This is a genomic window from Anaeromyxobacter sp. SG64 (assembly GCF_022690745.1).
GTDB lineage: Bacteria > Myxococcota > Myxococcia > Myxococcales > Anaeromyxobacteraceae > Anaeromyxobacter > Anaeromyxobacter soli.
The window spans coordinates 14,283-36,500 of record NZ_JALCZB010000001.1 but is presented as its reverse complement, the minus strand read 5'-3'; the positions used below and the strand labels follow the sequence as shown (position 1 = coordinate 36,500).

General features: G+C 73.7%; 22 protein-coding genes. 13 read left to right on the top strand and 9 right to left on the bottom strand.

Annotated elements, in window-relative coordinates; translation table 11 throughout:
- Positions 1–22: 22 nt before the first annotated feature.
- From MNZ29_RS00165 to MNZ29_RS00145, 5 genes are all read left to right on the top strand, one after another.
- Complete coding sequence (locus tag MNZ29_RS00165) at positions 23–1,123, top strand: ATP-dependent DNA ligase (protein WP_242333243.1); 1,101 nt, start codon at positions 23–25, stop codon at positions 1,121–1,123.
- A 99-nt stretch (positions 1,124–1,222) separates the two neighbouring features.
- The gene (locus MNZ29_RS00160) at positions 1,223–1,429 is read left to right on the top strand and encodes a hypothetical protein (protein WP_242352060.1); all 207 of its coding nucleotides are present in this window, start codon (positions 1,223–1,225) and stop codon (positions 1,427–1,429) included.
- A gap of 267 nt (positions 1,430–1,696) precedes the next feature.
- Positions 1,697–2,245, top strand: coding sequence for a rhodanese-like domain-containing protein (locus MNZ29_RS00155; RefSeq protein WP_242333239.1), 549 nt, complete (start codon positions 1,697–1,699; stop codon positions 2,243–2,245).
- 91 nt (positions 2,246–2,336) lie between these two features.
- Positions 2,337–3,062 (top strand): rhodanese-like domain-containing protein, encoded by a 726-nt coding sequence (locus tag MNZ29_RS00150; protein ID WP_242352059.1) that lies wholly within the window; start codon positions 2,337–2,339, stop codon positions 3,060–3,062.
- A 13-nt stretch (positions 3,063–3,075) separates the two neighbouring features.
- Positions 3,076–4,629, top strand: coding sequence for a methyl-accepting chemotaxis protein (locus MNZ29_RS00145; RefSeq protein ID WP_242352058.1), 1,554 nt, complete (start codon positions 3,076–3,078; stop codon positions 4,627–4,629).
- A gap of 136 nt (positions 4,630–4,765) precedes the next feature.
- On the opposite strand, the gene MNZ29_RS00140 is transcribed toward MNZ29_RS00145, so the two are convergent.
- From MNZ29_RS00140 to MNZ29_RS00130, 3 genes are all read right to left on the bottom strand, one after another.
- The gene (locus tag MNZ29_RS00140; RefSeq protein ID WP_242352057.1) at positions 4,766–4,981 is read right to left on the bottom strand and encodes a hypothetical protein; all 216 of its coding nucleotides are present in this window, start codon (positions 4,979–4,981) and stop codon (positions 4,766–4,768) included.
- A 68-nt stretch (positions 4,982–5,049) separates the two neighbouring features.
- Positions 5,050–5,487, bottom strand: coding sequence for a co-chaperone YbbN (locus MNZ29_RS00135; RefSeq protein ID WP_242352056.1), 438 nt, complete (start codon positions 5,485–5,487; stop codon positions 5,050–5,052).
- 104 nt (positions 5,488–5,591) lie between these two features.
- The gene (locus MNZ29_RS00130) at positions 5,592–5,849 is read right to left on the bottom strand and encodes a hypothetical protein (RefSeq protein ID WP_242333229.1); all 258 of its coding nucleotides are present in this window, start codon (positions 5,847–5,849) and stop codon (positions 5,592–5,594) included.
- Positions 5,850–5,951: 102 nt separating this feature from the next.
- On the opposite strand from MNZ29_RS00130, the gene MNZ29_RS00125 reads away from it, so the two are divergent.
- Positions 5,952–6,590: a DNA-3-methyladenine glycosylase I gene (locus MNZ29_RS00125; protein ID WP_242333228.1), complete on the top strand. Its 639-nt coding sequence runs from the start codon at positions 5,952–5,954 to the stop codon at positions 6,588–6,590.
- 54 nt (positions 6,591–6,644) lie between these two features.
- Here the strand turns inward: MNZ29_RS00125 and MNZ29_RS00120 are convergent, their stop codons facing one another.
- Positions 6,645–7,127, bottom strand: a complete 483-nt coding sequence (locus MNZ29_RS00120; protein ID WP_242333226.1) for a VOC family protein — start codon at positions 7,125–7,127, stop codon at positions 6,645–6,647.
- Complete coding sequence (locus tag MNZ29_RS00115) at positions 7,115–8,416, bottom strand: phosphatidylserine/phosphatidylglycerophosphate/cardiolipin synthase family protein (protein ID WP_242352055.1); 1,302 nt, start codon at positions 8,414–8,416, stop codon at positions 7,115–7,117. The genes MNZ29_RS00120 and MNZ29_RS00115 overlap by 13 nt, the downstream gene beginning before the upstream one ends.
- A gap of 297 nt (positions 8,417–8,713) precedes the next feature.
- Between MNZ29_RS00115 and MNZ29_RS00110 the strand changes: the two genes are divergently transcribed.
- The 6 genes from MNZ29_RS00110 (at position 8,714) to ureG (ending at position 15,139) form a co-directional block, all read left to right on the top strand.
- Entirely contained in the window at positions 8,714–10,321 is a 1,608-nt protein-coding gene (locus MNZ29_RS00110) for a PocR ligand-binding domain-containing protein (RefSeq protein WP_242352054.1), read from the top strand.
- A gap of 96 nt (positions 10,322–10,417) precedes the next feature.
- On the top strand, positions 10,418–11,272 hold the full coding sequence (locus MNZ29_RS00105; protein ID WP_242352053.1) for an urease accessory protein UreD: 855 nt from the start codon (positions 10,418–10,420) through the stop codon (positions 11,270–11,272).
- Positions 11,273–11,285: 13 nt separating this feature from the next.
- The gene (locus MNZ29_RS00100) at positions 11,286–12,059 is read left to right on the top strand and encodes an urease subunit gamma (protein WP_242333218.1); all 774 of its coding nucleotides are present in this window, start codon (positions 11,286–11,288) and stop codon (positions 12,057–12,059) included.
- A gap of 1 nt (position 12,060) precedes the next feature.
- Positions 12,061–13,776 (top strand): urease subunit alpha, encoded by a 1,716-nt coding sequence (gene ureC / locus MNZ29_RS00095; protein WP_242352052.1) that lies wholly within the window; start codon positions 12,061–12,063, stop codon positions 13,774–13,776.
- Positions 13,776–14,432, top strand: coding sequence for an urease accessory protein UreF (locus MNZ29_RS00090; RefSeq protein ID WP_242333214.1), 657 nt, complete (start codon positions 13,776–13,778; stop codon positions 14,430–14,432). The genes ureC and MNZ29_RS00090 overlap by 1 nt, the downstream gene beginning before the upstream one ends.
- Before the next feature lie 2 nt (positions 14,433–14,434).
- Positions 14,435–15,139 carry an urease accessory protein UreG gene (ureG, locus tag MNZ29_RS00085; protein ID WP_242352051.1) on the top strand — a complete coding sequence of 235 codons (705 nt, stop codon included), beginning with the start codon at positions 14,435–14,437 and terminating at the stop codon, positions 15,137–15,139.
- A 70-nt stretch (positions 15,140–15,209) separates the two neighbouring features.
- Here the strand turns inward: ureG and MNZ29_RS00080 are convergent, their stop codons facing one another.
- A complete protein-coding gene (locus MNZ29_RS00080; protein WP_242352050.1) occupies positions 15,210–15,926 on the bottom strand; it encodes a PolC-type DNA polymerase III in 717 nt (238 codons plus the stop codon).
- A gap of 11 nt (positions 15,927–15,937) precedes the next feature.
- A complete protein-coding gene (locus tag MNZ29_RS00075; protein ID WP_242352049.1) occupies positions 15,938–17,863 on the bottom strand; it encodes a DUF294 nucleotidyltransferase-like domain-containing protein in 1,926 nt (641 codons plus the stop codon).
- A gap of 203 nt (positions 17,864–18,066) precedes the next feature.
- Between MNZ29_RS00075 and MNZ29_RS00070 the strand changes: the two genes are divergently transcribed.
- The gene (locus MNZ29_RS00070; protein ID WP_242352048.1) at positions 18,067–19,800 is read left to right on the top strand and encodes a cache domain-containing protein; all 1,734 of its coding nucleotides are present in this window, start codon (positions 18,067–18,069) and stop codon (positions 19,798–19,800) included.
- A gap of 25 nt (positions 19,801–19,825) precedes the next feature.
- Here MNZ29_RS00070 and MNZ29_RS00065 read toward each other — a convergent pair whose 3' ends face one another.
- Both MNZ29_RS00065 and MNZ29_RS00060 read right to left on the bottom strand, forming a co-directional pair.
- On the bottom strand, positions 19,826–20,308 hold the full coding sequence (locus MNZ29_RS00065; RefSeq protein ID WP_242333204.1) for a hypothetical protein: 483 nt from the start codon (positions 20,306–20,308) through the stop codon (positions 19,826–19,828).
- Positions 20,305–22,155 (bottom strand): glycoside hydrolase family 15 protein, encoded by a 1,851-nt coding sequence (locus MNZ29_RS00060; RefSeq protein WP_242352047.1) that lies wholly within the window; start codon positions 22,153–22,155, stop codon positions 20,305–20,307. Before MNZ29_RS00060 ends, MNZ29_RS00065 begins: the two co-directional genes overlap by 4 nt.
- Positions 22,156–22,218 lie beyond the last annotated feature (63 nt).

The following is a 22,218-nucleotide window of genomic DNA, read 5'->3' as shown; positions in this document are numbered from 1 at the left end:
CCCATGGCGTTATCTCCCCGCGATGGCCTATCCGATCGCGCCCCCCGTCGAGCCGATGCTGGCGAAGGCCGCGGAGAGCCTGCCCGAGGGGGACCGCTGGCTCTTCGAGCCGAAGTGGGACGGCTTCCGCGCGCTGGTCTTTCGCGACGGTCCCGAGGTGTACCTCCAGTCCCGCGAGCTGAAGCCGCTGAACCGGTACTTCCCCGAGCTCGCCGAGCCGCTCCTCGCGAGCCTCCCCGAGCGGTGCGTGGTGGACGGCGAGATCGTCATCGCCGGCCCGGCGGGCCTCGACTTCGAGGCGCTCCTCCTCCGCATCCACCCCGCGGCGTCCCGGGTGAAGCTCCTCTCGCAGGAGAGCCCCGCGGGCATCGTGCTGTTCGACCTGCTCGCCCTGGGCGACCGCGACCTGCGCGCGTCCCCGCTCTCCGAGCGGCGCGCGCTGCTCGAGCAGCGCCTCGCCGGCGCGGCGCCCCAGGTGCACCTGACGCCCGCCACGCGGGATCGCGCCGTGGCGCAGGACTGGTTCGCGCGCTTCGAGGGGGCCGGGCTCGACGGCGTCGTCGCGAAGCGGCTCGACTCGACGTACCAGCCCGGCGTCCGCGCGATGGTGAAGGTGAAGCACGCGCGCACCGCCGACTGCGCGGTGGCCGGCTTCCGCTGGCACAAGAACGGGCCCGGCACGATGGTGGGCTCGCTCCTGCTCGGGCTCTACGACGAGGCCGGCAAGCTGCACCACGTCGGCATCTGCAGCAGCTTCACCACCGCGCGCCGCAAGGAGCTCGTGGAGGAGCTCTCGCCCCTGCGCGAGAACGCGATGGAGGGCCACCCCTGGCGCGACTGGGCGGAGTGGGCCGACGCGGACGCCGAGCCCGCGCAGCGCATGCCTGGCGCGAGCAGCCGCTGGAACCGCGGCAAGGACCTCTCCTGGGAGCCGCTGCGGGTGGAGCGCGTCTGCGAGGTCGCCTACGACCACCTGCAGGGCGATCGCTTCCGGCACGCGACCCACTTCCTGCGCTGGCGTCCGGACCGCTCGCCGCGCGAGTGCCGCTACGACCAGCTCGAGGAGACCCCGGCGTTCGAGCTCTCCCGCATCTTCGGGGTGCGGCCGCAGGCGCCGCGATAGATCCCGAGGCGGACGGGTCTCGCGCCCGCGAACCTCGCGGCGCGCCGAGACGAGGCAGGAGCCGGCGGCGGTCGGAGCGCCGGCTCGCGGAGGTGAGCGATGGCTGGGGCGCCGGAGAACGACAGGGCCACTCCGAGCCGGCAGGAGCCGGAGCCGGAGCGCGAGCGGGAGCAGCGCCGCGGAGCGAGCGACCGCCCCGGGAGCGAGCGCGCGGAGGGGTGGGAGGACATCGATCCCCGCGAGGAAGAGGGCTGGAGCCAGCCCGAGTCCTCCGCGCAGAAGGGAGCCCTCCCCGACGAGGGCTGAGGCGCGGCCGGCGCGTCCCCGCGCCCTCTACGCCGATTGCACGCTGAGTGAGCGCGCCCGAGCACGCGCGGGCGCCGCTCCTGCTGCGCGCGTTAACGTTAACGAACCGTTAACCCGTTAACGCTGCGCAGATTTCGGGGTCTTTCACCGTCCGAAAATGAACACTCCGGCGCGCATTCCAACCCACACGCGACGTGTGCACTACTCCCGCGCGAACCGCGGCTCATCCCCGCCGTCGCGGCGAGCCGCGCCCAGGAGATCGACCCCATGAGAAAGCTCGTCGCCGTCCTCGCCGCCCTCGCGTTCGCCGCTCCCGTGCTCGCCCAGGAGGTGGGGGCGGGCGAGTACGCGTCCTCCGTGTCCGCGGGCCGCCCGCTCGACGTCCCGCCCGGCATCTACGCGAACACCGCCGCGCGCCTGGCCGAGTTCTTCGCGGCCACGGGCGGCGCCCGCACCGTCTTCGCCACCGACCTCAAGGCGCGGATCGACGCCGGCGCGAACCAGCTCGTCATCGACGTCCGGCCGGCCACCGACTACGCGGCCGGCCACATCCCCGGCGCGATCAGCATGCCGCTCGCGGCGCTCTTCCGCTCGGAGAACCTGGCGCAGCTTCCCACCGACGGCACGCCGCTCATCCTCGTCTGCCACACCGGCCACACCGCCTCCATGGCGCTCGGCGGCCTCGTGTCGCTCGGCTACAACGCCTACGTGCTGCGCTTCTCGATGATGGGCTGGAACGCGAGCTCCAACCAGAAGATCTACTCGCCGTCGCAGGTCCAGACGATCTTCGGGCTCGCCGGCCCGCTCGTCCGGTAGCCCTCGCCGTCCTCGCCGCACCCGCGCCGCGGCCGCCCCGAGGGACGGCCGCGGCGCCTCGTTCCGCCTCCCCTCCCCACGGAGCCGCACCATGCGCATCGCAATCCTCGCCGCCGTCCTCGCCGCGCTCGCCTCCGGTGCGCGCGCGGAGGAGCACCGCGTGATCTCCACCGAGGCGCTCGCCGCCCGGATGAAGGGCGCCCCCGCGAGCTGGGACTTCACGCTCGTCGACGCGCGGACCCGCGTCGAGTTCTCGGAGTCGCGCATCCCGGGCGCGGTGCTCGTGCCCGCGCGCGCGGTGGAGGCCGAGCTGCCGCGCCTCGTGAAGGACCGCGCGCGGCTCGTGGTCTTCTACTGCAACGGCCCGAACTGCACGAAGACCGTGGTGGCGGCGAAGGCCGCGGCCGCCGCGGGGTACACCAACGTCGCCGAGTACAGGGATGGGCTGCCGGGCTGGGGGAAGTCCGGCCGACCGACGGCGGGGAAGCGCATGCGGGCGTTCGACGCCCCCGCGATCGCGCCCGCCGCGCTCCAGGCGGCGCTCGCGTCGAGCCGCCCGCCGTTCGCGATGGACATCCGCGACGCGCAGGAGTTCGGCGCGTTCCACCTCGACGGCGCCGTGAGCATCCCGCTCGACGACATCGAGGCGCGCCTGAAGCAGGTCGAGCCCGGCCGCGCCATCGTCATCGTCGATCACGCCGGGCACCAGGCGCCGATCGCCGCCCGCCTGCTCCGGCAGCTCGGGCGCACCGAGGTGAAGCGGCTCGACGGCGGGATGCTGCGCTGGCAGGCGGACGGCCTGCCGGTCGCGCGCTGAACGGGAGGACGCCTTGCGACTCACCCTCGGCAGACGCGTCGCCGCCACCTTCGCCGGGCTCCTGTTCGTCGTCGCGGGGCTCGGCACGTTCGGGCTCGCCTCGAACCAGGCCACCGCCACGCAGCTCGGCGCGGCCGTCCCCGCCGCCGTGGAGCGCGCCGTCGCGGCGAGCGAGCTGGAGCTGTTCGCGCGGACCGCGCTCCAGCTCCTCGCCGGCCAGGCCGCGGCCGGCACCTCGGACCTCGCGGACCTCGGCCCCGCGCGCGACGGCTTCGGGAAGGCGCTCTCCCGGTTCGAGGCGGCGGGCGGCGCGACGGCCGCCTCCGCCGAGGCGAAGCGGCTGTTCGGCGGCGTCGTCGAGGACGGAGAGCGCATGGTGCGCGCCACCGCCGACCAGGAGTGGCTCGAGGCGGGGCAGCGGACGAAGGCGTTCAAGGCGGCGTCCGCCGCGGCCGTCGCGGGCCTGGAGCGGCTCCGCACGGACGAGGCGGCGGCGGTCCAGGAGACGCTCGCGGCGACGCGAGACACGGCGCACCGGCGCGGCGCGCTGTTCACCGCCGCGCTCGCGGCGGCGCTCGCCGTCGGGGCGGCGCTCGCGTTCCTGCTGCACCGCCGCGTCGCGACGCCGGTCGTCGAGCTCTCGAGGCTCGCCCGGCGCGTCGCGGACGGCGACCTCGCGAGCGACGCCGCCGCGGGCCACGCGCCGCGGTCGGATGACGAGATCGCGGACCTCCAGCGCGCCATGCAGGGGATGACCGAGAACCTGGGGCGCGTCCTCGGGCAGCTGCGCGCCGGCGCCGACGGGCTGCTCGCGGCCTCCGGGCAGGTCGCCGCGACGTCGCAGGCGCTCTCGCACGGCACGGGAGAGCAGGCGGCGTCCGTCGAGGAGACGACCGCGAGCCTCGAGGAGATGAGCGCGTCCATCGCGCAGAACGCTGACGGGAGCCGCGAGACGGAGCGGGTGGCGCTCGACGCCGCGCGCGACGCCCGCGAGAGCGGCGACGCGGTGCGCGACAGCGTCGCGGCGATGCGCTCCATCGCCGAGCGGATCGGCGTCGTCGAGGAGATCGCCTACCAGACGAACCTGCTCGCGCTGAACGCCGCGATCGAGGCCGCCCGCGCCGGCGATCACGGCAGGGGGTTCAGCGTGGTCGCGAGCGAGGTGCGCAAGCTCGCCGAGCGCGCCCAGAAGGCCGCGAAGGAGATCGGCGGGGTGGCCACGACCAGCCTGGAGGTGGCGGAGCGCTCGGGCGAGCGGCTCGCTCGCCTCGTGCCCGCGATCCAGCGGACGGCCGCGCTGGTGCAGGACGTGGCGGCCGCCTCCACCCAGCAGACCTCGGCGGTCGGACAGATCAACCGCGCGATGGCCTCGGTGGACCAGGTGACGCAGCGCAACGCCTCCGCGGCGGAGGAGCTCGCCACGACCGCCGAGCAGATGGCGGCGCAGGCCGAGGCGCTCCGCGAGCTCGTCGGGTTCTTCCGCACGGACGGCCGCGACGGGCCGGTGCAGCCCGGTCTCGCGCTCGCGCCGGAGCGGACGGGAGCTTTGCGGGTCGCGGAGGGGTAGCTCGCGGCGACGAGAGCCCCGGGGCTCCGGACGCGCTCGTCCGGGACGAAGCGCGCCGAGGCCTCCGATCCCTCGCGAGCGCGAGAGCCGCCGGCCCCGAGGCGCCGCGCCTCGCGGTGGCGAGGCGCTCGCCGCGCTACGTGCGCGTCGGCCCGCCCTTCGCCTCGTTCGCGGCGGGGGCCGGCTTCGCGGCGGCCTCCTGCGCCCTGGCCTCACGCTGGGTGGCGTTCTTCGCGGCCTTGGCATCGGCCCTGGTCTTCTGGTCGGCGGCGGCCTGGGCCCTCGCCTCGGCCTGGGCCGGCGTGTCCACGTGCGGCGAGACGCTCTTGTTCGACAGATCCTTGAAGCTCATGGTTCACCTCGATGGTGCGCGGGTTTCGTTGCAGAGGGACTCGAAGCAGACGGCGGACGGATCGTCCGTCACTTCGCCGCCGAGGTCCCCAGCATCGCCTCGACGCGCGCCTTGAGCGCCGTCCGCTGGATGTCCTCGCCGCTCAACCGCTCCCCCTTCTCCTTCCCGCCCTGGAGGAAGACGAGCGTCGGGCTGACGGTGACGCCGAGCGTCGCCGCGAGCCGCGGGTTCGCCTCCCGCTTGACCTTCAGGAAGCGGACCTTCCCGGCGTAACGCTCCGCCACCGCCGCGAACCTGGGGGCGAGCGTCTCGCAGGCCTTGGACTCCTTGCCGCCGTGGAAGTCGAGCACCACCGGCAGCGCCGTCGCGACCACCTCGGTTTCGTAGTCCTTCTCGGCGATCTCCTTCACGTGCAGCGCCTCGGTCTCCTTGCCGTTCGGGTCCTCGGTCACGGGGAGCTTCACGTTGAAGCGATTTCCCTTTCCGCTGCTGAATCGGCTTCCCATTCGACGTCCTCTCGGCGCGGACGGGTCCAGGCCGGGCGCAGAGGCGCCCACGCTCGTCGCGCGTGCTGCGGTGATCCAGGAACGGCCGCGGATCGCGACCGCTTTCAGCTCGTCGCGAGCGGCGCTTCGACCGCCGCCGCCACCGCTCGCAGGTACGCCAGCCGGCCCGCCCACTCGAGCTCGAAGAAGCCGTGGTCCACGCCCCAGAGCGCCCACGGCATCTTCTCGCCGTCGTGCACCCACACGATCTTCCGATCGGGCGAGCGCAGGCGGCTTCGCTGCTTCGTGCACCAGGAACGGCGCGACAGCTCGCGCCAGCCGGGGATCGCGTTCATCAGCAGGGCTGCGATGAACGCGGTCATCTACCTCTCGTAACACCTTTCGACGAGCGGCGCCGGGAACCGACCCATGATGCCGCCGGGCCGTGCCCGTCCGTTCCCTCCGCGCTAGGACTCATGCCCGCGATGCCCACCCCTCCCGAAGGCCTGACCCCCGGCCCCGATCGAAAGCTCCGCTGCGTGTGGGGCGCCTCCGCTCCGGAGTACCTGGCCTACCACGACGAGGAGTGGGGCCAGCCCACCGCGGACGACGTGCGCCTCTTCGAGAAGGTCTGCCTCGAGGGCTTCCAGGCCGGCCTCTCCTGGCTCACCATCCTGCGCAAGCGCGAGGCCTTCCGGCGCGGCTTCGCCGGGTTCGACCTCGAGGCGGTGGCGCGCTTCGGGGCGCGCGACGTGGCGCGGCTCCTCGCCGACGCGGGCATCGTGCGCCACCGCGGCAAGATCGAGTCCACCGTGAACAACGCCCGCCGCGCCTGCGCGCTCCGGGACGAGCTCGGCTCCCTCGCCGCCTACTTCTGGCGCTTCGAGCCCGCTCCCGCCTCGCGGCCGAAGCGGCTCGCCTGGGCGGACCTCCGCGCGATGACGACGACGCCCGAGTCCGTGGCGATGTCGAAGGACCTCCGGAAGCGGGGCTGGACCTTCGTCGGGCCGACCACCCTCTACGCCTTCATGCAGGCGGTCGGGATCGTGAACGATCACCTCGACGGCTGCGCCTTCCGCGCGCGGGCGGAGCGGGCGCGTCGCGCCTTCGAGCGGCCGCGCTGACGTCGCGTCACGGCGCGAGCGCCCCTCCCGGCGGCGCCCGCGCCGCGCCGAGCCTCAGCGGTTCGCGCCCATCGACCTCGCGAACTCCTCGCCCGCCCGCCGCATCTCCTCCGGCGTGAGGTCCTTCTGGTGCGTCGCGAACGACCACATGTAGCCGAACGGGTCGGCGACGCCCGCGCAGCGGTCGCCCCAGAACATGTCGGCGGGCGGCATCGTCGGCTTCCCGCCGGCGTCGACGGCGCGCTTGAACGCCGCGTCCGTGTCGGGCACGTAGAGCCACATCGTCACCGGCACCGGCGCGGCGGCGCTCGGCGCCCCGGTGCCCATGCCCGGCATCTCGTCGTTCAGGAAGAACATCGAGTCGCCGATGCGCAGCTCGGCGTGCCAGATGCTCTTCCCGTCCGGCGCCGGCATGCGCGCCACCTCCTGCGCCCCGAGCGCGCGCTTGTAGAACTCGATCGCCTGCGCCGCTCCCCGGATGACGAGGTTCGGCGTGAGCGTGTGCATCCCCTCCGGGATGGGTCTCACCGTGGCCATGGCGCTCCTCCTTGGTTCGAGGTGGTCGAGCTAACCAGCGCGCGCGGCGAGGTCGAGGTCTCGGCGGGTCGCAAGCGGCCGTTCGCGTCCTCCGCGCCCAGCCCGGTCACCTGCCGCGAGCGCGACATGTCCTCCTGCCACCGCTCCTCGAACGCGCGCGCGAACGCGCGGTCGTCCACCACCAGGGCGCCCTCCTCGAGCCACTCCATCGACATGAAGTCGAGGTTCATGGAGCCGACCAGGGAGAGCCGGTCGTCGACGAGCATGGTCTTCGCGTGCATCATCGCGGGGAGGTACTCGTAGACCGTCACCCCGCTCGCCTCGAGCCGCGGGTAATGGCGGCGCTGGATGAACGTCACGCTGCGATGATCCTGGTACGGCCCGGGCAGGAGCAGCCGCACGTCGATCCCCATCTCGCGCCGTGCGCAGAGCGTGCCGAGCACCGCCGGCGGCGGGACGAAGTAGGCGTTCGCGATCCACACCCGCCGCTCCGCCGCCGCGAGCGCGATGTGCGTGACCCAGCGCGCGTGGGAGAGGCCGATGACGTCGGTGCTCGTCACGTACGCGGCGCGCGCCTCCCCCGCCGGCCTCGGCCGCTCGAGCTCGACCGCGGGGAGCATCCAGCCCCCCGTCTCGATCCAGTGGTTCGCGAACGCCACCTGCATCTGCTGCACGACGGGCCCCTCGATCTCCGCGTTCGAGTCTCGCCACACGGGCGAGCCGGGCGCGCCGCTGCTCCACTCGGGCGCGATGCCGAAACCCCCGGTGAAGCCCACCCGCCCGTCGACCACGACGAGCTTGCGGTGGTTCCGTCCCGTCAGGGAGAAGGGCCGCTTCTTGAGCGGCCTGAAGTAGCGCACCTCGCAGCCGGCCTCGCTCAGCCGGGGGCGAAGCTCCTCGTCGAAGCCGGTGCTCCCCATGGGGTCGACGAGGATCCGCATCCGCACGCCCTCGCGCGCCTTGCGGCACGCGAGGTCCGCCAGGCGATCTCCCGCGCCCCCCGGCTTCCAGATGTACACGTCCACGTGGACGCTGCGGCGCGCGTCGCCGATCGCCTCCTCCAGCGCGTCGAACACCTCGGCGTCGTCCCTCCACGCGACGCGGTTCCCGTCGACGAGCGACGTCGCGGTCGTCTGCGTCAGGGCGAGGCCGACCCCGTCCACCCCTCCGGGCAGGCCGAGCCCGAGCGAGCCCCAGGGGCCGTAGCGGGTCCGGCGGTCCCAGAAGCGACGCGCCAGCACGCCCAACCCCGTCCCGACCACGAGCCCCGCCGCGAGCGCGCGCTTCATGTCTGCAAGCTAGGCCGCGCTCGCAGCTCCCGATGCGCCCGGGTCGAGGCTCCGCCCCAGCCTACAAGGGGCTTCACTCCGAGCGCGCGCTTCTCCCCCGGACGTGCGCGGCAACCCCCATGACGCTGCGCGTCGTGGCCCGCGTCCTCAGGACCTTCCCCGCTTGCCCGTGACCCGCCTGCTTGCACGGACGGAGATTACATGTCGCAATGTAGGAATATCACCGCACCTTTTTTGATTGATGCTCCGATGGCGCCAACCTCAATACCCTCCGTCCGGCTGGCCGAGCTCCTGGACATGTCCGTCGTCCAGCGGCTCGCGGAGGCGAACTACAACGCCACGGGGATGCCCATCGGCATCATCGACGCCTTCGACGGCTCCGTCCTCGTCGGCTGCGGCTGGCAGGACATCTGCGTCCACTTCCACCGGGCGGATCCCCGCTCGCTCGAGCGCTGCCGGGAGAGCGACGACTACATCAAGGGCCACCTCGCGGAGGGCTCCTCCTGCGAGTACCTGTGCAAGAACGGGCTGCGGGACATCGGCGTCCCCATCGTCGTCGCGGGCGAGCACCTCGCGACGCTCTTCCTGGGCCAGTTCTTCTACGTGGAGGAGTCGGCGGACCGCGGCTTCTTCGTCCAGCAGGCGAAGCAGTTCGGGTACGACGAGGCGGCGTACCTCGCCGCGCTCGATCGCGTGCCGGTCTTCGACCACGCCGCCGTCGAGAACATCGTCGCCTACGACCGGGCGCTCGTGCGATTCATCGGCGAGCTCGCCGAGGGAGCGCTCCGCCAGCGGAAGGCGGAGGAGGCGCTGCGCGACGTGGACCGGCGCAAGGACGCGTTCCTGAGCGTGCTGTCGCACGAGCTGCGGAACCCCCTCGCCCCCATCCGCAACTCCATCTACATCCTCGAGCACGCCGACCCCGCCGGAGAGCAGGCGCGCCGGGCGCGGGCGGTCATCGAGCGGCAGACCGAGCACCTCACGAGGCTCGTGGACGACCTGCTCGACGTGACCCGCATCGCGAAGGGCAAGATCGAGCTGCGCCGCGAGCGGGTGGACGTCGCCGGGATCGCGCGCCGGACGGCCGAGGATCTTCGCTCCGTCCTCGCGGGCCGAGGCCTCGAGCTCGCGCTGGAGCTCCCCGCCGGACCGGTCCTCGTGAGCGGCGACGCGACGCGGCTCGGGCAGGTGCTCGGGAACCTCCTCCAGAACGCGGCCAAGTTCACGCCCCGCGGCGGCGCCGTCACCGTGTCGGTTCGCTCGAGCGCGGACGCGACGGAGCTCCGCGTCCGCGACACCGGCATCGGCATCGCGCCGGACCAGCTCGAGCGGATCTTCGAGCCGTTCGTGCAGGCGGAGCGCTCGCTCGCGCGGACCGACGGCGGGCTCGGGCTCGGCCTCGCGCTCGTCAAGGGCATCACCGAGCTGCACGGTGGGACGGTCCGCGCCGAGAGCGCCGGGCCGGGACGAGGCGCCGAGCTCGTCGTCCGCCTCCCGCTCGCCGCGGAGGCCAGCGTGCCCGTCGCGGTGGCCGCCGGGATCACTCCGGTGCCCCACGGCCTCCGCGTCCTCGTGGTGGACGACAACCCGGACGCAGCGGACTCGCTCGCGGAGATCGTGCAGCTGTTCGGCCACACCACCGAGGTGGCCTACGACGGCCCGACCGCCCTCGCGAGGGCGCTCGCGAGCCCCCCGGACGTCGTGCTGTGCGACCTCGGGCTCCCCGGGATGAGCGGCTACGACGTCGCGCGCGCGCTCCGCGCCGCCGGCCCGGACGGCGTGCGGCTCATCGCCGTCAGCGGCTACGCGCAGCCGGACGACCTGCGGCGCGCCGCGGACGCGGGCTTCGACGGGCACGTGGCGAAGCCGCCCGACCCGGCGGTGATCGAGCGGCTCCTGGCGTGAGCCCGCCTGGCGAGGCCGGGGACTGGCGCGCGCCCTGCACGATGCCGCCCGTGTCCGATGCGTTGCCTGGATCCCGAGCCGATCCTCGATCTCCCCGTGGCACGCTGCACGTCCATCGGGCAGCCGCGCCCGGAACACGGGCTCCGCGCCGGCGCGGGACGGGTCGCGACGGCGCGCGTGGGCGGCGCGAGCGCCATCGTCGCGTGCATGGCGTCGAGCCCTCTCCAGCTCCTCTCGCCCTCTCCGCGGGGGCGCTGCGCCTGGATCATCTCCGCGAGCCATGGCGGCGGGCTCCTCGCGGGAGACGAGGTGTCGCTCGAGGTCGAGGTCGGAGGGGACTCTACCGCGCTCCTCTCCACGCAGGCGGGGACCAAGATCTACCGCTCGCGCGGGGCGATCGCGACGCAGCGGCTCGGGGCGCGCGTCGGCCCGGGCGCCGTCCTCGCGGTCCTGCCGCAGCCGGTGAGCTGCTTCGCGAGCGCGCGCTACCGCCAGGAGCAGCGGCTCGAGCTCGCGCCCGGCGCGAGCCTTCTCTGGCTCGACGCCCTGGTCGCGGGCCGCGTCGCTCGCGGCGAGCGCTGGGCCTTCGACGAGTACCGCTCGCGCGTCGAGGTCGTGATGGGCGGCCGGACGATCCTGGCGGACGGGCTCCGCCTCGTGCCCGGCGAAGGTCCTCCCCTCGGCGAGCGGCTCTCCGGCATCGACTTCCTCGCGACCGTGGTCGCGCTCGGACCGGCGAGCGCGCGCCACGCCCGCGCGCTCCAGGAGCGGCTCGCGTCGTCGCCGGCCACCCCGGACTCGCCCGTTTTCGCGGCGGCGAGCCCGCTCGGCGACGGCGTCCTCGTGCGCATCGCGAGCCGGAGCGTCGAGGACGGGCTCGCGTTCGTGCGCGAGCGCCTCGCATTCGTCGCGGCCGTCGCCGGCGTGGATCCGTTTACGCACATTCCGTGAACCCGGAGGCACGATGCACCTGACCCCACGAGAGATCGACAAGCTCACGCTCCACCAGGCCGGCGTCCTCGCGCAGAAACGGCTCGCGCGAGGCCTGCGCCTCAACCACCCCGAGGCGGTCGCGCTCGTCGCCACCCAGCTCCTCGAGCTCGCGCGCGACGGGCGGCGCGTCGCCGAGCTGATGGCGCTCGGCCGGCGGATGCTCGGGCGGCGGCAGGTGCTGCCGGGCGTGCCCGAGCTCGTCGCGGAGGTGCAGGTGGAGGGGACGTTCCCCGACGGCACGAAGCTCGTCACGGTCCACCACCCCATCGCGGCGGAGGACGGCGACCTCGCGCTGGCGCTCTACGGATCCTTCCTCCCGGTCCCGCCCCTGTCGGCCTTCGCGGAGGAAGCTCCCGGCGGACCGGAGGAGGCGAGCCCGGGCGAGGTGCTGCCGGCGCCCGGCGAGGTGGTGCTGAACGAGGGACGCGAGGCGATCCAGCTCGCCGTGACGAACCTCGCCGACCGCCCGGTGCAGGTGGGGAGCCACTACCACTTCGCCGAGGTGAACCCGCTCCTGCGCTTCGACCGGGCGCGCGCGTACGGCCGCCGGCTCGACGTGCCCGCCGGGATGGCGGTCCGCTTCGAGCCCGGCGAGACGCGCACGGTCGCGCTCGTGGAGATCGGCGGGCGCCGCGTGGTCCGCGGCGGCAACGCCCTCGCGCCGGGGCCGGTCACGGAGGAGGGCCGGGAGCGCGTCGTGGCGGAGGCCCGCCGGCGCGGCTTCGCCCACGCGGAGGAGCGCTGAGATGACGCGGCGAATGGATCGGCGACAGTACGCCCAGGTGTACGGCCCGACGACCGGCGATCGCGTCCGCCTGGGCGACACGTCGCTCGTGCTGGAGGTCGAGCGGGACCTCACGGTGTACGGCGACGAGTGCGTGTTCGGCGGCGGCAAGGTCCTGCGCGACGGCATGGGCCAGGCGGCCGGCGCGCCGCCGGACGAGGTGCTCGACCTCGTGGTGACGAACGCGCTCGTGCTCGACCACGGCGGCGTCTTCAAGGCCGACGTTGGCGTCCGGGGCGGCCGGATCTGCGCCATCGGCAAGGCGGGCAACCCCGACGCGATGGCGGGGGTGACGCCGGGGATGACCATCGGCCCGGGCACCGAGTGCATCGCCGGCGAGGGGCTCATCCTCACCGCCGGCGGCATCGACACGCACATCCACTTCGTCTCGCCGCAGCAGGCGTACGAGGCGATCGCGAGCGGCGTCACGACCCTGCTCGGCGGCGGCACCGGTCCGGCGACGGGAACGAACGCCACGACGTGCACGCCGGGCGCCCGCCACGTCGGCCTCATGCTCCAGGCCACGGACGCGCTCCCCGTCAACATCGGGCTCCTCGGCAAGGGCAACGCCGCGTCGCCCGAGGGGCTGGCGGAGCAGATCCGCGCCGGGGCCGTGGGCCTGAAGCTGCACGAGGACTGGGGGACCACCCCGGCCGCCATCGACACCTGTCTGCGCGTCGCCGACGCGCTCGACGTGCAGGTCGCCATCCACACCGACACCCTCAACGAGTCCGGCTGCGCCGAGCACTCGATCGCGGCGTTCGCGGGCCGCACGATCCACACCTTCCACACCGAGGGCGCGGGCGGCGGCCACGCGCCCGACATCATCCGCGTCTGCGGCGAGCCGAACGTCCTCCCCTCCTCCACGAACCCGACCCGGCCGTACACGGTGAACACCGTCGACGAGCACCTCGACATGCTCATGGTCTGCCACCACCTCGACCCCACGCTCCCCGAGGATCTCGCGTTCGCGGAGAGCCGGATCCGGGGCGAGACGATCGCGGCCGAGGACGTCCTGCACGACCTCGGGGCGATCTCGATGATGAGCTCGGACTCGCAGGCGATGGGCCGGGTGGGCGAGGTCGTCACCCGCACCTGGCAGACCGCCGACAAGCTGCGCCGGCAGCGCGGCCGGCTGGCGGAGGAGCGCGGCGACAACGACAACCTCCGCATCCGCCGCTACGTCGCGAAGTACACCATCAACCCCGCCATCGCGCACGGCCTCGCGGAAGAGGTCGGCTCGGTCGAGCCAGGGAAGCTCGCGGACCTTGTCCTGTGGCGGCCCGCGTTCTTCGGCGCGAAGCCCGAGCTGGTGCTCAAGGGAGGGCTCATCGCCTGGGCCCAGATGGGCGACCCGAACGCCTCGATCCCGACGCCGCAGCCGGTCCTCGCGCGCCCGATGTTCGGCGCGCTGGGGCGCGCGCTCGGGGCGACGAGCGTGGCGTTCGTGTCGCGGGCGGCGCTTCAGGCGGGCGAGGTGCAAGGCCTCGGGCTCGCGAAGCGGCTCGTCGCCGTGCACGGCTGCCGCGCCCTCGGCAAGAAGGACATGAAGCTCAACGACGCGCTGCCGCGGATGGAGGTGGATCCGGAGACGTACGAGGTGCGCGCGGACGGCGTGCTCCTCCGCTGCGAGCCTGCCGCCCGCCTCCCGCTCGCCCAGCGCTACTTCCTCTTCTGATGACCCCCTGGCTCTCCTGGCAGCTCGCCGACTCGGCGTTCCCCACCGGCGGCTTCGCCCACTCCGGCGGGCTCGAGGCGGCCGTGCAGCTCGGGCGCTGCGCCGGCGTCGCGGGGCTCGACGCCTTCGTGGTCGAGTCGCTCTGGCAGGCGGGCTCGCTCGCGGTCCCCTTCGTCGTCGCGGCGCTGCGCGCGCCGGAGCGGCTCGCCGAGCTCGACGCCCGCTGCGACGCCGCCATCCCCGGGCACGTCGCCAACCGCGCGAGCCGCGCGCAGGGGCGTGCGCTGCTCCGGGCCGCGGTCTCCCTCGGGCCCGCCGCGCGGGAGCTCGAGGAGGAGGTGCGGCACGCCGGCCTCGCGGGGCACCTCGCCCCGGTGTCGGGGGTGGTCCTCGGCCGCCTCGGCGCGTCCGAGGAGGAGGCCGCGCGGCTGCACCTGTTCCTCGCGGCGCGGGGGATCGTCTCCGCCGGCGTGCGGCTCGGCCTCTGCGGTCCGCTCGAGGCCCAGGCCGCCCTCGTCCGCGCCGGCGCGGTCGCGGACGCGGTCCTCGCCGCGACGGCCGGTCGGCCACCCGAGGAGGCCGCGGCGGCCTCGCCGCTCCTCGAGCTCCTGCAGTCCCACCAGGACCGCCTCTACTCGAGGCTCTTCCAGAGCTGACCATGAACGCGCTCTCGCTCCACTCCGGTCACGATCACGCCCCCGGGCCCGGCTCGTTCCGGGACCGCGGCGCCCCTCACGCGCGCGGCGACCTCCGGCGGCGCGCCTTCACGGTCGGAGTGGGAGGTCCGGTCGGGAGCGGGAAGACCGCGCTCGTCCTCGCGCTCTGCCGCGCGCTGCGCCACTCACGCTCCCTCGCGGTCGTGACGAACGACATCTTCACCCGCGAGGACGCCGAGTTCCTGGTCCGGAACCAGGCGCTGCCCGCCGAGCGCATCCGCGCCGTCGAGACCGGAGGGTGCCCGCACGCGGCCATCCGCGAGGACGTGACCGCGAACCTGCTCGCGCTCGAGGAGCTCACCCTGGCGCACGACCCCGAGATCCTGTTCTGCGAGTCGGGGGGCGACAACCTCGCCGCGCACTTCAGCCGCGAGCTCGCCGACTACACCATCTACGTCATCGACGTCGCGGGCGGGGACAAGGTGCCGCGCAAGGGCGGCCCCGGCATCACGCAGGCCGATCTCCTCGTGGTGAACAAGACGGATCTCGCCGAGGCGGTCGGCGCCGACCTCGGCCTCATGGCCCGCGACGCCGCGCGGATGCGCGGCGACGGCCCGGTGGTCTTCGCGCAGGTCACCCGGGGCGTGGGCGTCGCGGAGATCGCCGAGCACGTCCTCCACGCATACCGGCACGCGATCGGCGGATGATCTCGCCGGGGACCGCGCTGGCTGCGCCCCGCCCCTGCTCGCCAGCACGTGATCGTTCCCCGCTCGCGCGTCAGTACACCCCCGCCTCCCGGTACAGCGTCCGGAACTGAACGGCGCCCGAGGCCTCGAAGTCGCCCAGCAGCTTCAGGAACACCATGCCGGTGGTGAGCGCGTCGTAGAAGGCGTGGTGCGCCGGGTAGCGCGGCAGCCCCATCTCGATGACGATGTCCTCGAGGGCGGCGTCGGTCGAGGCCTGGCTCGCAGGCGACGTCCGCCGGCGCCACCAGCCGTACAGGAGGCGCGTGTCGAGCGCGGGGTTCTTGATCGATCGCTCCTTCCGCGACGCGAGCGCCGCGTTCAGGAAGCCGAGATCGACCGCCGTGAAGTGGCCGATCACGACGCTGTCGCCGATGAAGGCGAGCAGGCGGTCGAGCGCGTCGAGGAGCGGCATGCCGCGGCTGACCTCGTCGGGGCCGAGGCCGTGGATGAGGATGACCTCCTTCGGCGAGACCGCCTCGGTCGGCTTGAACACCTGGTAGAAGCGCTCGCTCATCACGATCCGGCCGTTGCGGATCCGCACCGCGCCGATGGAGAGGATCTCGTCCTTGGCGGGGTCGAGCCCGGTCATCTCGCAGTCGAGCACCGTGAACGTCATCGTCCGGATCGGCTGCGTCCACTCCTCCGCGCCGAGCGTCTTGCGCCGCGCGTAGCGGACCTCCGCGGCCGCGCCGGTGGCCTTGCGCCGGACGAGCCGGAGGAGCGCCGCGATCCCGGTGGTTCGGCTCATTGCGCTCCCTTTCACGCCTGGCGCAGGAACTTCCTGCGCGCGCTCGCCTGGGCACGTCCGATGAGCCCGAAGGTCTCCTCGAGGAACCGCTGCTCGAGGGTGGAGATCTCGTGCGTGCTGATGAGGTTGTCGGCCGGCACGCCCCCGCTCCCGAGCGCCGCCACCTGCCGGGCGAGCCGCAGCTGCATGAGGAAGGAGTACGCGTGCTTCATGTCGAGGCAGACCCGCGCGTCCACCTCGCCCTGCTGCGAGAGCTTCCGCAGCCGCTCGAGCGTGCTCGTCGCGCCGATGCCGTTCCAGAGGCCCTGCAGCCGCGTCAGCTCGCAGATGCGCGCGATGGGCTGCTTGATGTCGAACACGTCCTCCCGGCTCCCGCGCGTCTCCACCGAGATCCGCCCGAAGAGGCCGACGGGCAGCTCCTTGTCCACCACCGCCTGCGCGAGGAGGTTGAAGAACATCCCGGGCCTTGGCGCGAGCAGCTGGGTCACGTGGCCGCGGAGCTCCTCGGCGAGCGCGAGGTCTCCGTGCACCTCCCGGAAGTCGAAGAAGATGCTGGAGTTGAGCACCGCCTCCGGCTCCGGGACCCTCACCCACTTGCGGAAGTACTCCTTCCAGACGGACAGCGGCTGGCACCACTCCCGGTTGCTCGCCATCACCTCCCCGTCGCAGTACTCGACCCCGACCTCCTTCAGCCAGGTGCAGACGCGCTCGCCGAGCCGCGGGAAGTACTCCGCCGCCTCCGCCTCGCGCCCGGGGACGTCGGCGAACACCAGGGCGTTGTCCTGGTCGGTCACGAGGGTCTGCTCTCGCCGCCCCTCGCTGCCGAGGGCGAGGAACACGAACGGCGCGGGGGGCGGGCCCATCTCGGCGAGCGCCAGGTCGAGCACGCGCCTCACCGTGGCGTCGGACACGGCGCTGATGAGCCAGGTGAGGCTGTCCACCCGCGCCCCCTCGAGCATGAGCGCGCGGACCAGCCGGGGCAGGCGCGCCCGCTTCTCGGCGAGGTCCTTGCGGAGCCGGGTCTGCGCGATGTCCCGCAGGTACTCGAGCGGAGAGCTCCCGTGCGCGACGAGCAGATCGTCGTCCGCGAGCAGCCCGACGATCTCCCCACCCTCTCCGGCGACCGGCAGCGAGCGAACGCCGGAGCGCACCATCACCTCCATCGCCGCGGCGAGCGGCAACCCGGCCGCCATCGCCTCGCCGGCGGGGGTCATGACCTCCGAGACGGGCCGCGCCGCGTCGAGGCCGCTCGCCAGCGCCCGCGTGACGAGGTCCCGCTCGCTCACGAGCCCCACGAGCGCGCCGCCCGCGTCGCGCACGAGCAGCGTGTGGCAGCGCCGCACGGCCATCCGCTGCGCGACCTCCCGCACCGACTCCTCTCGCGAGCACCAGGCCACCTCCCGATCGCAGATCTCCCCGACCGTGCGGCTGAAGCCGACGGAGTCCGGATCGGGCGAGGTGAGGAGCCACTTCTGGCGCAGCCGCGCCCCCACGCGCTCGAGCATGCGGGGCCCGAGGCTCTCGGCGAAGAAGTCGTGGAACTCGCGGTGCCTCGCGCACGCCTCGAGGAACAGCGCCCCCGGCACCGCGTAGAGGAACGTGTCCTCCACCGCACGCACCGTGAACAGGGCGATCCCGCCGTTCGTCAGGACGCACGCGCCGCCGTAGGTCTGGCCGAGGCCGGCGGCGCGCCCCTGGGAGCCGGGCGCGGCCGCGTCGTCGAGGAGCTCGAGCGAGCCCTTCATGACGACGTAGACGTCGGTCACCGCCGACTGCCCCTGGGCGAACAGCGTGCTCCCCCTCGGGTGGTACTCGATGGAGAGCGCGTCGCTGATGCGCTCGAGGTCGGCGTCCGGGAGGAAGTCGAACGGCGTGACCGAGCGCAAGAACTGGAACGCCGGGCTTCCCGTCACGAAGTGGAGGAGGCGATCGAGCATCGGCGGTCCCCGGCGCCCGTGAACGAATCGGCTCCCCGATTCCTTCGAGCTCTGCCTGCCCCCGTCCTTCGTGGCGTGCGTGGCCTGCGACGATCTGTCGAGCGCCCGCGATTATCCCAGCCCACGACGCGCCTCCACAACCCCTCGTTGATCCGCCTTCGCGGGTCGGCCAGAATCCCGCCACCGCCGGTCCCGGAGCACTCTTGACCCTGAAGCTCAAGCTGCAGCTGGCCATCTCCGTCGCGGTGCTGGTCACCGCGGGTGTCCTCGCGGGCTACGCCGTCGGGAGCATCCGCTCGCGGGCCGCTGAGGACATCGCGCGCATCCGGGCCGAGAAGACCGCGCAGGTGAAGCAGGACCTCACCGACAAGGTGAACACCGTCTACGCGCTCATCGACGCGCAGTACCGGGAGGCCGCGGACGAGCGCTACCTCGAGCAGAAGTACGGGCAGCGGCTCGAGGCGATCCTCGACGTCGCGGGCGCGACCCTCCGCGAGCACCTCGCGCGGGCGCGCCGGGGCGAGGTGTCGGTCGCGCGCGCGCAGGCGGACGCGCTCGAGACGCTCCGCGCGATGCGGTTCGACGGCGGCAAGGGGTACCTGTGGATCAACACCGTCGGCCGGCCCTACCCGACGATGCTCATGCACCCGCTCGTCCCGAGGCTCGAGGGGACGGTCCTCGACGCGCCCGAGTTCGACTGCGCGGGCGACGACGACCGTAACCTGTTCCAGCTCGCCGTCGAGCTCACCGCCGCGCGCGGGGCGGGCTTCATCCGCTACAGCTGGCCCGAGCCGGACGGGAACGCGCTCCTGCCGCGCATGCCCAAGTTCTCCTATGTCCGCCTGTTCAAGGAGTGGGGCTGGGTGGTGGGGACCGGCATCTACGTGGACGAGGCGGTGCGGGAGAAGCTCGCCGAGATCACCTCGGGCATCCGCAAGATCCGCTACGGCTCGGAGTACTTCTGGATCAGCACCGCCGAGACGCCGGTCCCGCGCATGGTGATGCATCCGATCCGGCCCGAGCTCGACGGCCGGACGATGGACGCGAAGGAGTTCGAGCTCGCGGTGAACGGCCGCGCCCAGAACCTGTTCTCGGCGTTCCGGGACATCTCCTGGAAGACCGGCGAGGGCTTCGTGGAGTACTCCTGGCCGAAGCCGACGGCGGAGGGGACCCCGGGCGCCGCGGCGCCGAAGCTCTCGTTCGTGAAGCGCTACCGGCCGCTCGACTGGATCATCGGCACGGGCCGGTACGTGGACGACATCGAGGTCGCCATCGCCGAGAAGACCGCGGCCGCCGAGGCGCAGGTCGGCGCCCTCGTCCGGCGCATCATGCTGGCGTCGCTCGTGGTGGTGATCCTGGCGGTGGCCGGGGTGAGCTTCCTCGCCGCCACCCTCACGCGGCCCCTCGCCACGCTGGTCGGCCTGTCCCGGGACATCGCGGACGACGAGAAGCACCTGTCGCGCCGCATCGGCCTGCGCTCGAAGGACGAGATCGGTCAGCTCGCCACCGAGTTCGATCACATGGCCGAGCGGGTCGAGGCGAGCTTCCGCAACGTCCGCGAGCAGCGCGAGCTGCTCCAGAGCGTCCTGTCGAACGTCCCGCACTCCATCTACTGGAAGGACCGGCGCTCCGTTTACCTCGGGTGCAACGACCGCTTCGCGCAGCGGTTCGGCCTCCCCTCCGCCGAGGCGATCGTCGGGAAGACCGACGCGCAGCTCGGCTGGAGCGACGAGCAGCGCGCGCGCCTCCTGGAGCGGGACCGGGGCGTCATGGACGCCGGAGCGCCGCTGCTCGACGCGCGCGAGACCCTGCGCGACGCGTCGGGCGGGGACATCGACTGCCTGGCGAGCCGGGTGCCGCTGCGCGACCAGGCCGGGAACCTCATCGGCGTGCTCGGCGTGTTCGTCGCGCTCCCGCCGGAGGCGCCCGCGCGCTGAGCGCCCCCGCGCGCTCAGCGGGCGCTCACCCGCCGGCGAGCCGGTAGAACGCCCCGAGGATCGCGCCGAACACCGCGTGCGCCGCGAGCGCGCCGAGCGGCGTCCGGACCCCGTAGTTGAGCGCGAGGAAGCCGGGCGGCTCGAGCTGCCGCGTCACCGTGGGGCCGTGCGTCTCGCTCGCCATCCTGGGGTGCAAGCCGGGCAGGATCCGCATGCCGGCGGTGAGGACGAAGGCGGCGTGCACGACGCCGATGGCCGCGCCGAGCCACCAGGTGGCCCGGCCCCAGGCCTCGAAGGCGGCCACGTACAGGAGCGAGAAGAGCCAGCCGTTCACGAGGTGGACGGCGAACCCGAGGAGCTTCGCGCGATCGCGGCTCGGGGTGAACATGGTGCCGAGCATGTAGGGGAGGTTCATGCGCGTGAGGCGCAGCCCCTGGGTGCCCGCCAGGATCGTCGTGAGCACGATCGTCGCGACGAAGCCCCACAACAGCCAGCTCCCGACGCTCATGCGTCCGCCTCCTCGAGCGCCGCGCGCGGCGGGACCGCGTGCGTGAGCGGCGCCTCGCCCCGGAGCCGCTGCTCGAGCGAGAGCGCCGCGTTGATGAGCCCCACGTGCGTGAACGCCTGGGGGAAGTTGCCGAGCGCCTCGCCCGTCCCGGGGTCGAGCTCCTCCGCGAAGAGCCCCACGTCGTTCGAGAGCCGGCAGAGCCGCTCGAAGGTCTCGCGCGCCTCCGCTGCGCTGCCCGCGCCGAGCGCCAGCACCTCGGCGCCCCAGAAGCTGCAGATCCCGAACGCGCCCTCGCCGGGAGAGTCGCCGCTCCGGTAGCGGTAGAGGAGGCCGTCGCGCGCGCCGAGCCGCTCGCGGATCCGCGCGAACGTCGCGCGCATGCGCGCCGAGCGCGCGTCCTCGAACCCGTACCAGGCGAGGAGCAGCAGCGCCGCGTCGAGCTCCTCCCCGCCGAGCCGCGCGGTGTAGCTCCCGAGCCGCGCGTTCCAGGCGTGCTCCTCCACGTCGCGCCTGATGGCGGCGCGGTTCCGCTCGAACAGCTCGACCGGCGCGCTGCAGAGGTGCCCCTTCGCGTGCAGCTCGAGGAGCCGGTCGAGCGCGGTCCAGCACAGCACGCGCGAGTGGGTGTTGTGCCCCTTCCCGGAGCGCGGCTCCCAGATCCCCTCGTCGGCGCCCTGCCAGCTCCGGCACACCTCGTCCCCGAGCGCGCAGAGCATCCGCTGCGTCTCCCGGTCGAGCGTCCCGCCGCTCCGGACGAAGTGGGTCACCGCGTCGATCACCTCGCCGTAGACGTCGAGCTGGAGCTGATCCGCGGCGCCGTTCCCGACCCGCACCGGTCGCGACCCGCGGTGGCCCGCGAGGTGCTCGAGCGTGCGCTCGCGCGGGGGCGCGTTGCCGTGCACGTCGTAGAGGACCCGCAGCTCGGGCTGGGTGAGCCGCGTCGAGTGGAGGAGCCAGCTCACGAAGGCGTCGGCCTCGTCGCGGAAGCCGAGCCCGAAGAGCGCGCGCACGGTGAGCGCCGCGTCGCGCAGCCAGCAGAAGCGGTAGTCCCAGTTGAGATCGCCGCCCACGCGCTCGGGGAGCGACGTCGTCGCCGCCGCGACGACCGCGCCCGACGGCGCGTACACGAGGAGCTTCAGCGCGAGCGCGCTGCGCACCACCGCGTCGCGGCCGGGCCCGTCGTAGCGGAGCTGCCCGACCCAGGCGCGCCACCAGCGAACGGTGCGCGCGAGCGCCTCGCGCGTGGGCGCTCCGAGCGGCGGCAGGATCGCGGGCCACTCGTCGGCGTAGCAGAGCGACAGGTGCCGCGTCTCGCCGGCCTGCAGGACCGCTCTCCCGGTCGCACGCCCGGCGGGCTCGATCGCGAGCGGGAGATCCGCGCGGAGCGTGAGGAGGCCCGCCCGTGTCTCGGCCCGGAGGCCGAGCCCGCCGGCGTCGCGCAGCCGGGGCCGCACGCGGCCGTAGTCGGGCCGTGGCTCGAACACGGTCTCGAGCTCCACCGAGCCGCGCTCGCACGTGGCCATCCGCACGAGCTCGTGGTCCGGGAGGAGCAGCCGCCGCTGCTCCTCCTGCGAGGCGACCGGCATGAAGTCCGTCACCGCCAGCGCGCCCGTCGCCGTGATGAACCGCGTCACGAGGACGTTCGTCTCCGGGAGGTAGTGGCGCTCCGAGCGGAACGGCGTGGCCGGGGCGAGCGTCCAGCGCCCGGCGCCGTCGTCGACGAGCGCGGCGAAGATCGAAGGGCTGTCGAATCGCGGCCAGCACAGCCAGTCGACCGTGCCGCCGCGCGACACGAGCGCGGCCGCCCGGCCGTTCCCCACGACCGCGTGATCGCCGATCCGCTCCACCGCCTCGCCCTCCTCCGGAGAGACGCACGGCGCCGGGGTCGGGTGACGCGCGAGCGAGCCCGG

Bases quoted from the DNA above. Each gene is read 5' to 3' on its own strand.
- MNZ29_RS00165 (WP_242333243.1), top strand. From the start codon at position 23: ATGGCCTATCCGATCGCGCCCCCCGTCGAGCCGATGCTGGCGAAGGCC.
- MNZ29_RS00160 (WP_242352060.1), top strand. From the start codon at position 1,223: ATGGCTGGGGCGCCGGAGAACGACAGGGCCACTCCGAGCCGGCAGGAG.
- MNZ29_RS00155 (WP_242333239.1), top strand. From the start codon at position 1,697: ATGAGAAAGCTCGTCGCCGTCCTCGCCGCCCTCGCGTTCGCCGCTCCC.
- MNZ29_RS00150 (WP_242352059.1), top strand. From the start codon at position 2,337: ATGCGCATCGCAATCCTCGCCGCCGTCCTCGCCGCGCTCGCCTCCGGT.
- MNZ29_RS00140 (WP_242352057.1), bottom strand. From the start codon at position 4,981: ATGAGCTTCAAGGATCTGTCGAACAAGAGCGTCTCGCCGCACGTGGAC.
- MNZ29_RS00135 (WP_242352056.1), bottom strand. From the start codon at position 5,487: ATGGGAAGCCGATTCAGCAGCGGAAAGGGAAATCGCTTCAACGTGAAG.
- MNZ29_RS00130 (WP_242333229.1), bottom strand. From the start codon at position 5,849: ATGACCGCGTTCATCGCAGCCCTGCTGATGAACGCGATCCCCGGCTGG.
- MNZ29_RS00125 (WP_242333228.1), top strand. From the start codon at position 5,952: ATGCCCACCCCTCCCGAAGGCCTGACCCCCGGCCCCGATCGAAAGCTC.
- MNZ29_RS00120 (WP_242333226.1), bottom strand. From the start codon at position 7,127: ATGGCCACGGTGAGACCCATCCCGGAGGGGATGCACACGCTCACGCCG.
- MNZ29_RS00115 (WP_242352055.1), bottom strand. From the start codon at position 8,416: ATGAAGCGCGCGCTCGCGGCGGGGCTCGTGGTCGGGACGGGGTTGGGC.
- MNZ29_RS00110 (WP_242352054.1), top strand. From the start codon at position 8,714: ATGTCCGTCGTCCAGCGGCTCGCGGAGGCGAACTACAACGCCACGGGG.
- MNZ29_RS00100 (WP_242333218.1), top strand. From the start codon at position 11,286: ATGCACCTGACCCCACGAGAGATCGACAAGCTCACGCTCCACCAGGCC.
- ureC (WP_242352052.1), top strand. From the start codon at position 12,061: ATGACGCGGCGAATGGATCGGCGACAGTACGCCCAGGTGTACGGCCCG.
- MNZ29_RS00090 (WP_242333214.1), top strand. From the start codon at position 13,776: ATGACCCCCTGGCTCTCCTGGCAGCTCGCCGACTCGGCGTTCCCCACC.
- ureG (WP_242352051.1), top strand. From the start codon at position 14,435: ATGAACGCGCTCTCGCTCCACTCCGGTCACGATCACGCCCCCGGGCCC.
- MNZ29_RS00080 (WP_242352050.1), bottom strand. From the start codon at position 15,926: ATGAGCCGAACCACCGGGATCGCGGCGCTCCTCCGGCTCGTCCGGCGC.
- MNZ29_RS00075 (WP_242352049.1), bottom strand. From the start codon at position 17,863: ATGCTCGATCGCCTCCTCCACTTCGTGACGGGAAGCCCGGCGTTCCAG.
- MNZ29_RS00065 (WP_242333204.1), bottom strand. From the start codon at position 20,308: ATGAGCGTCGGGAGCTGGCTGTTGTGGGGCTTCGTCGCGACGATCGTG.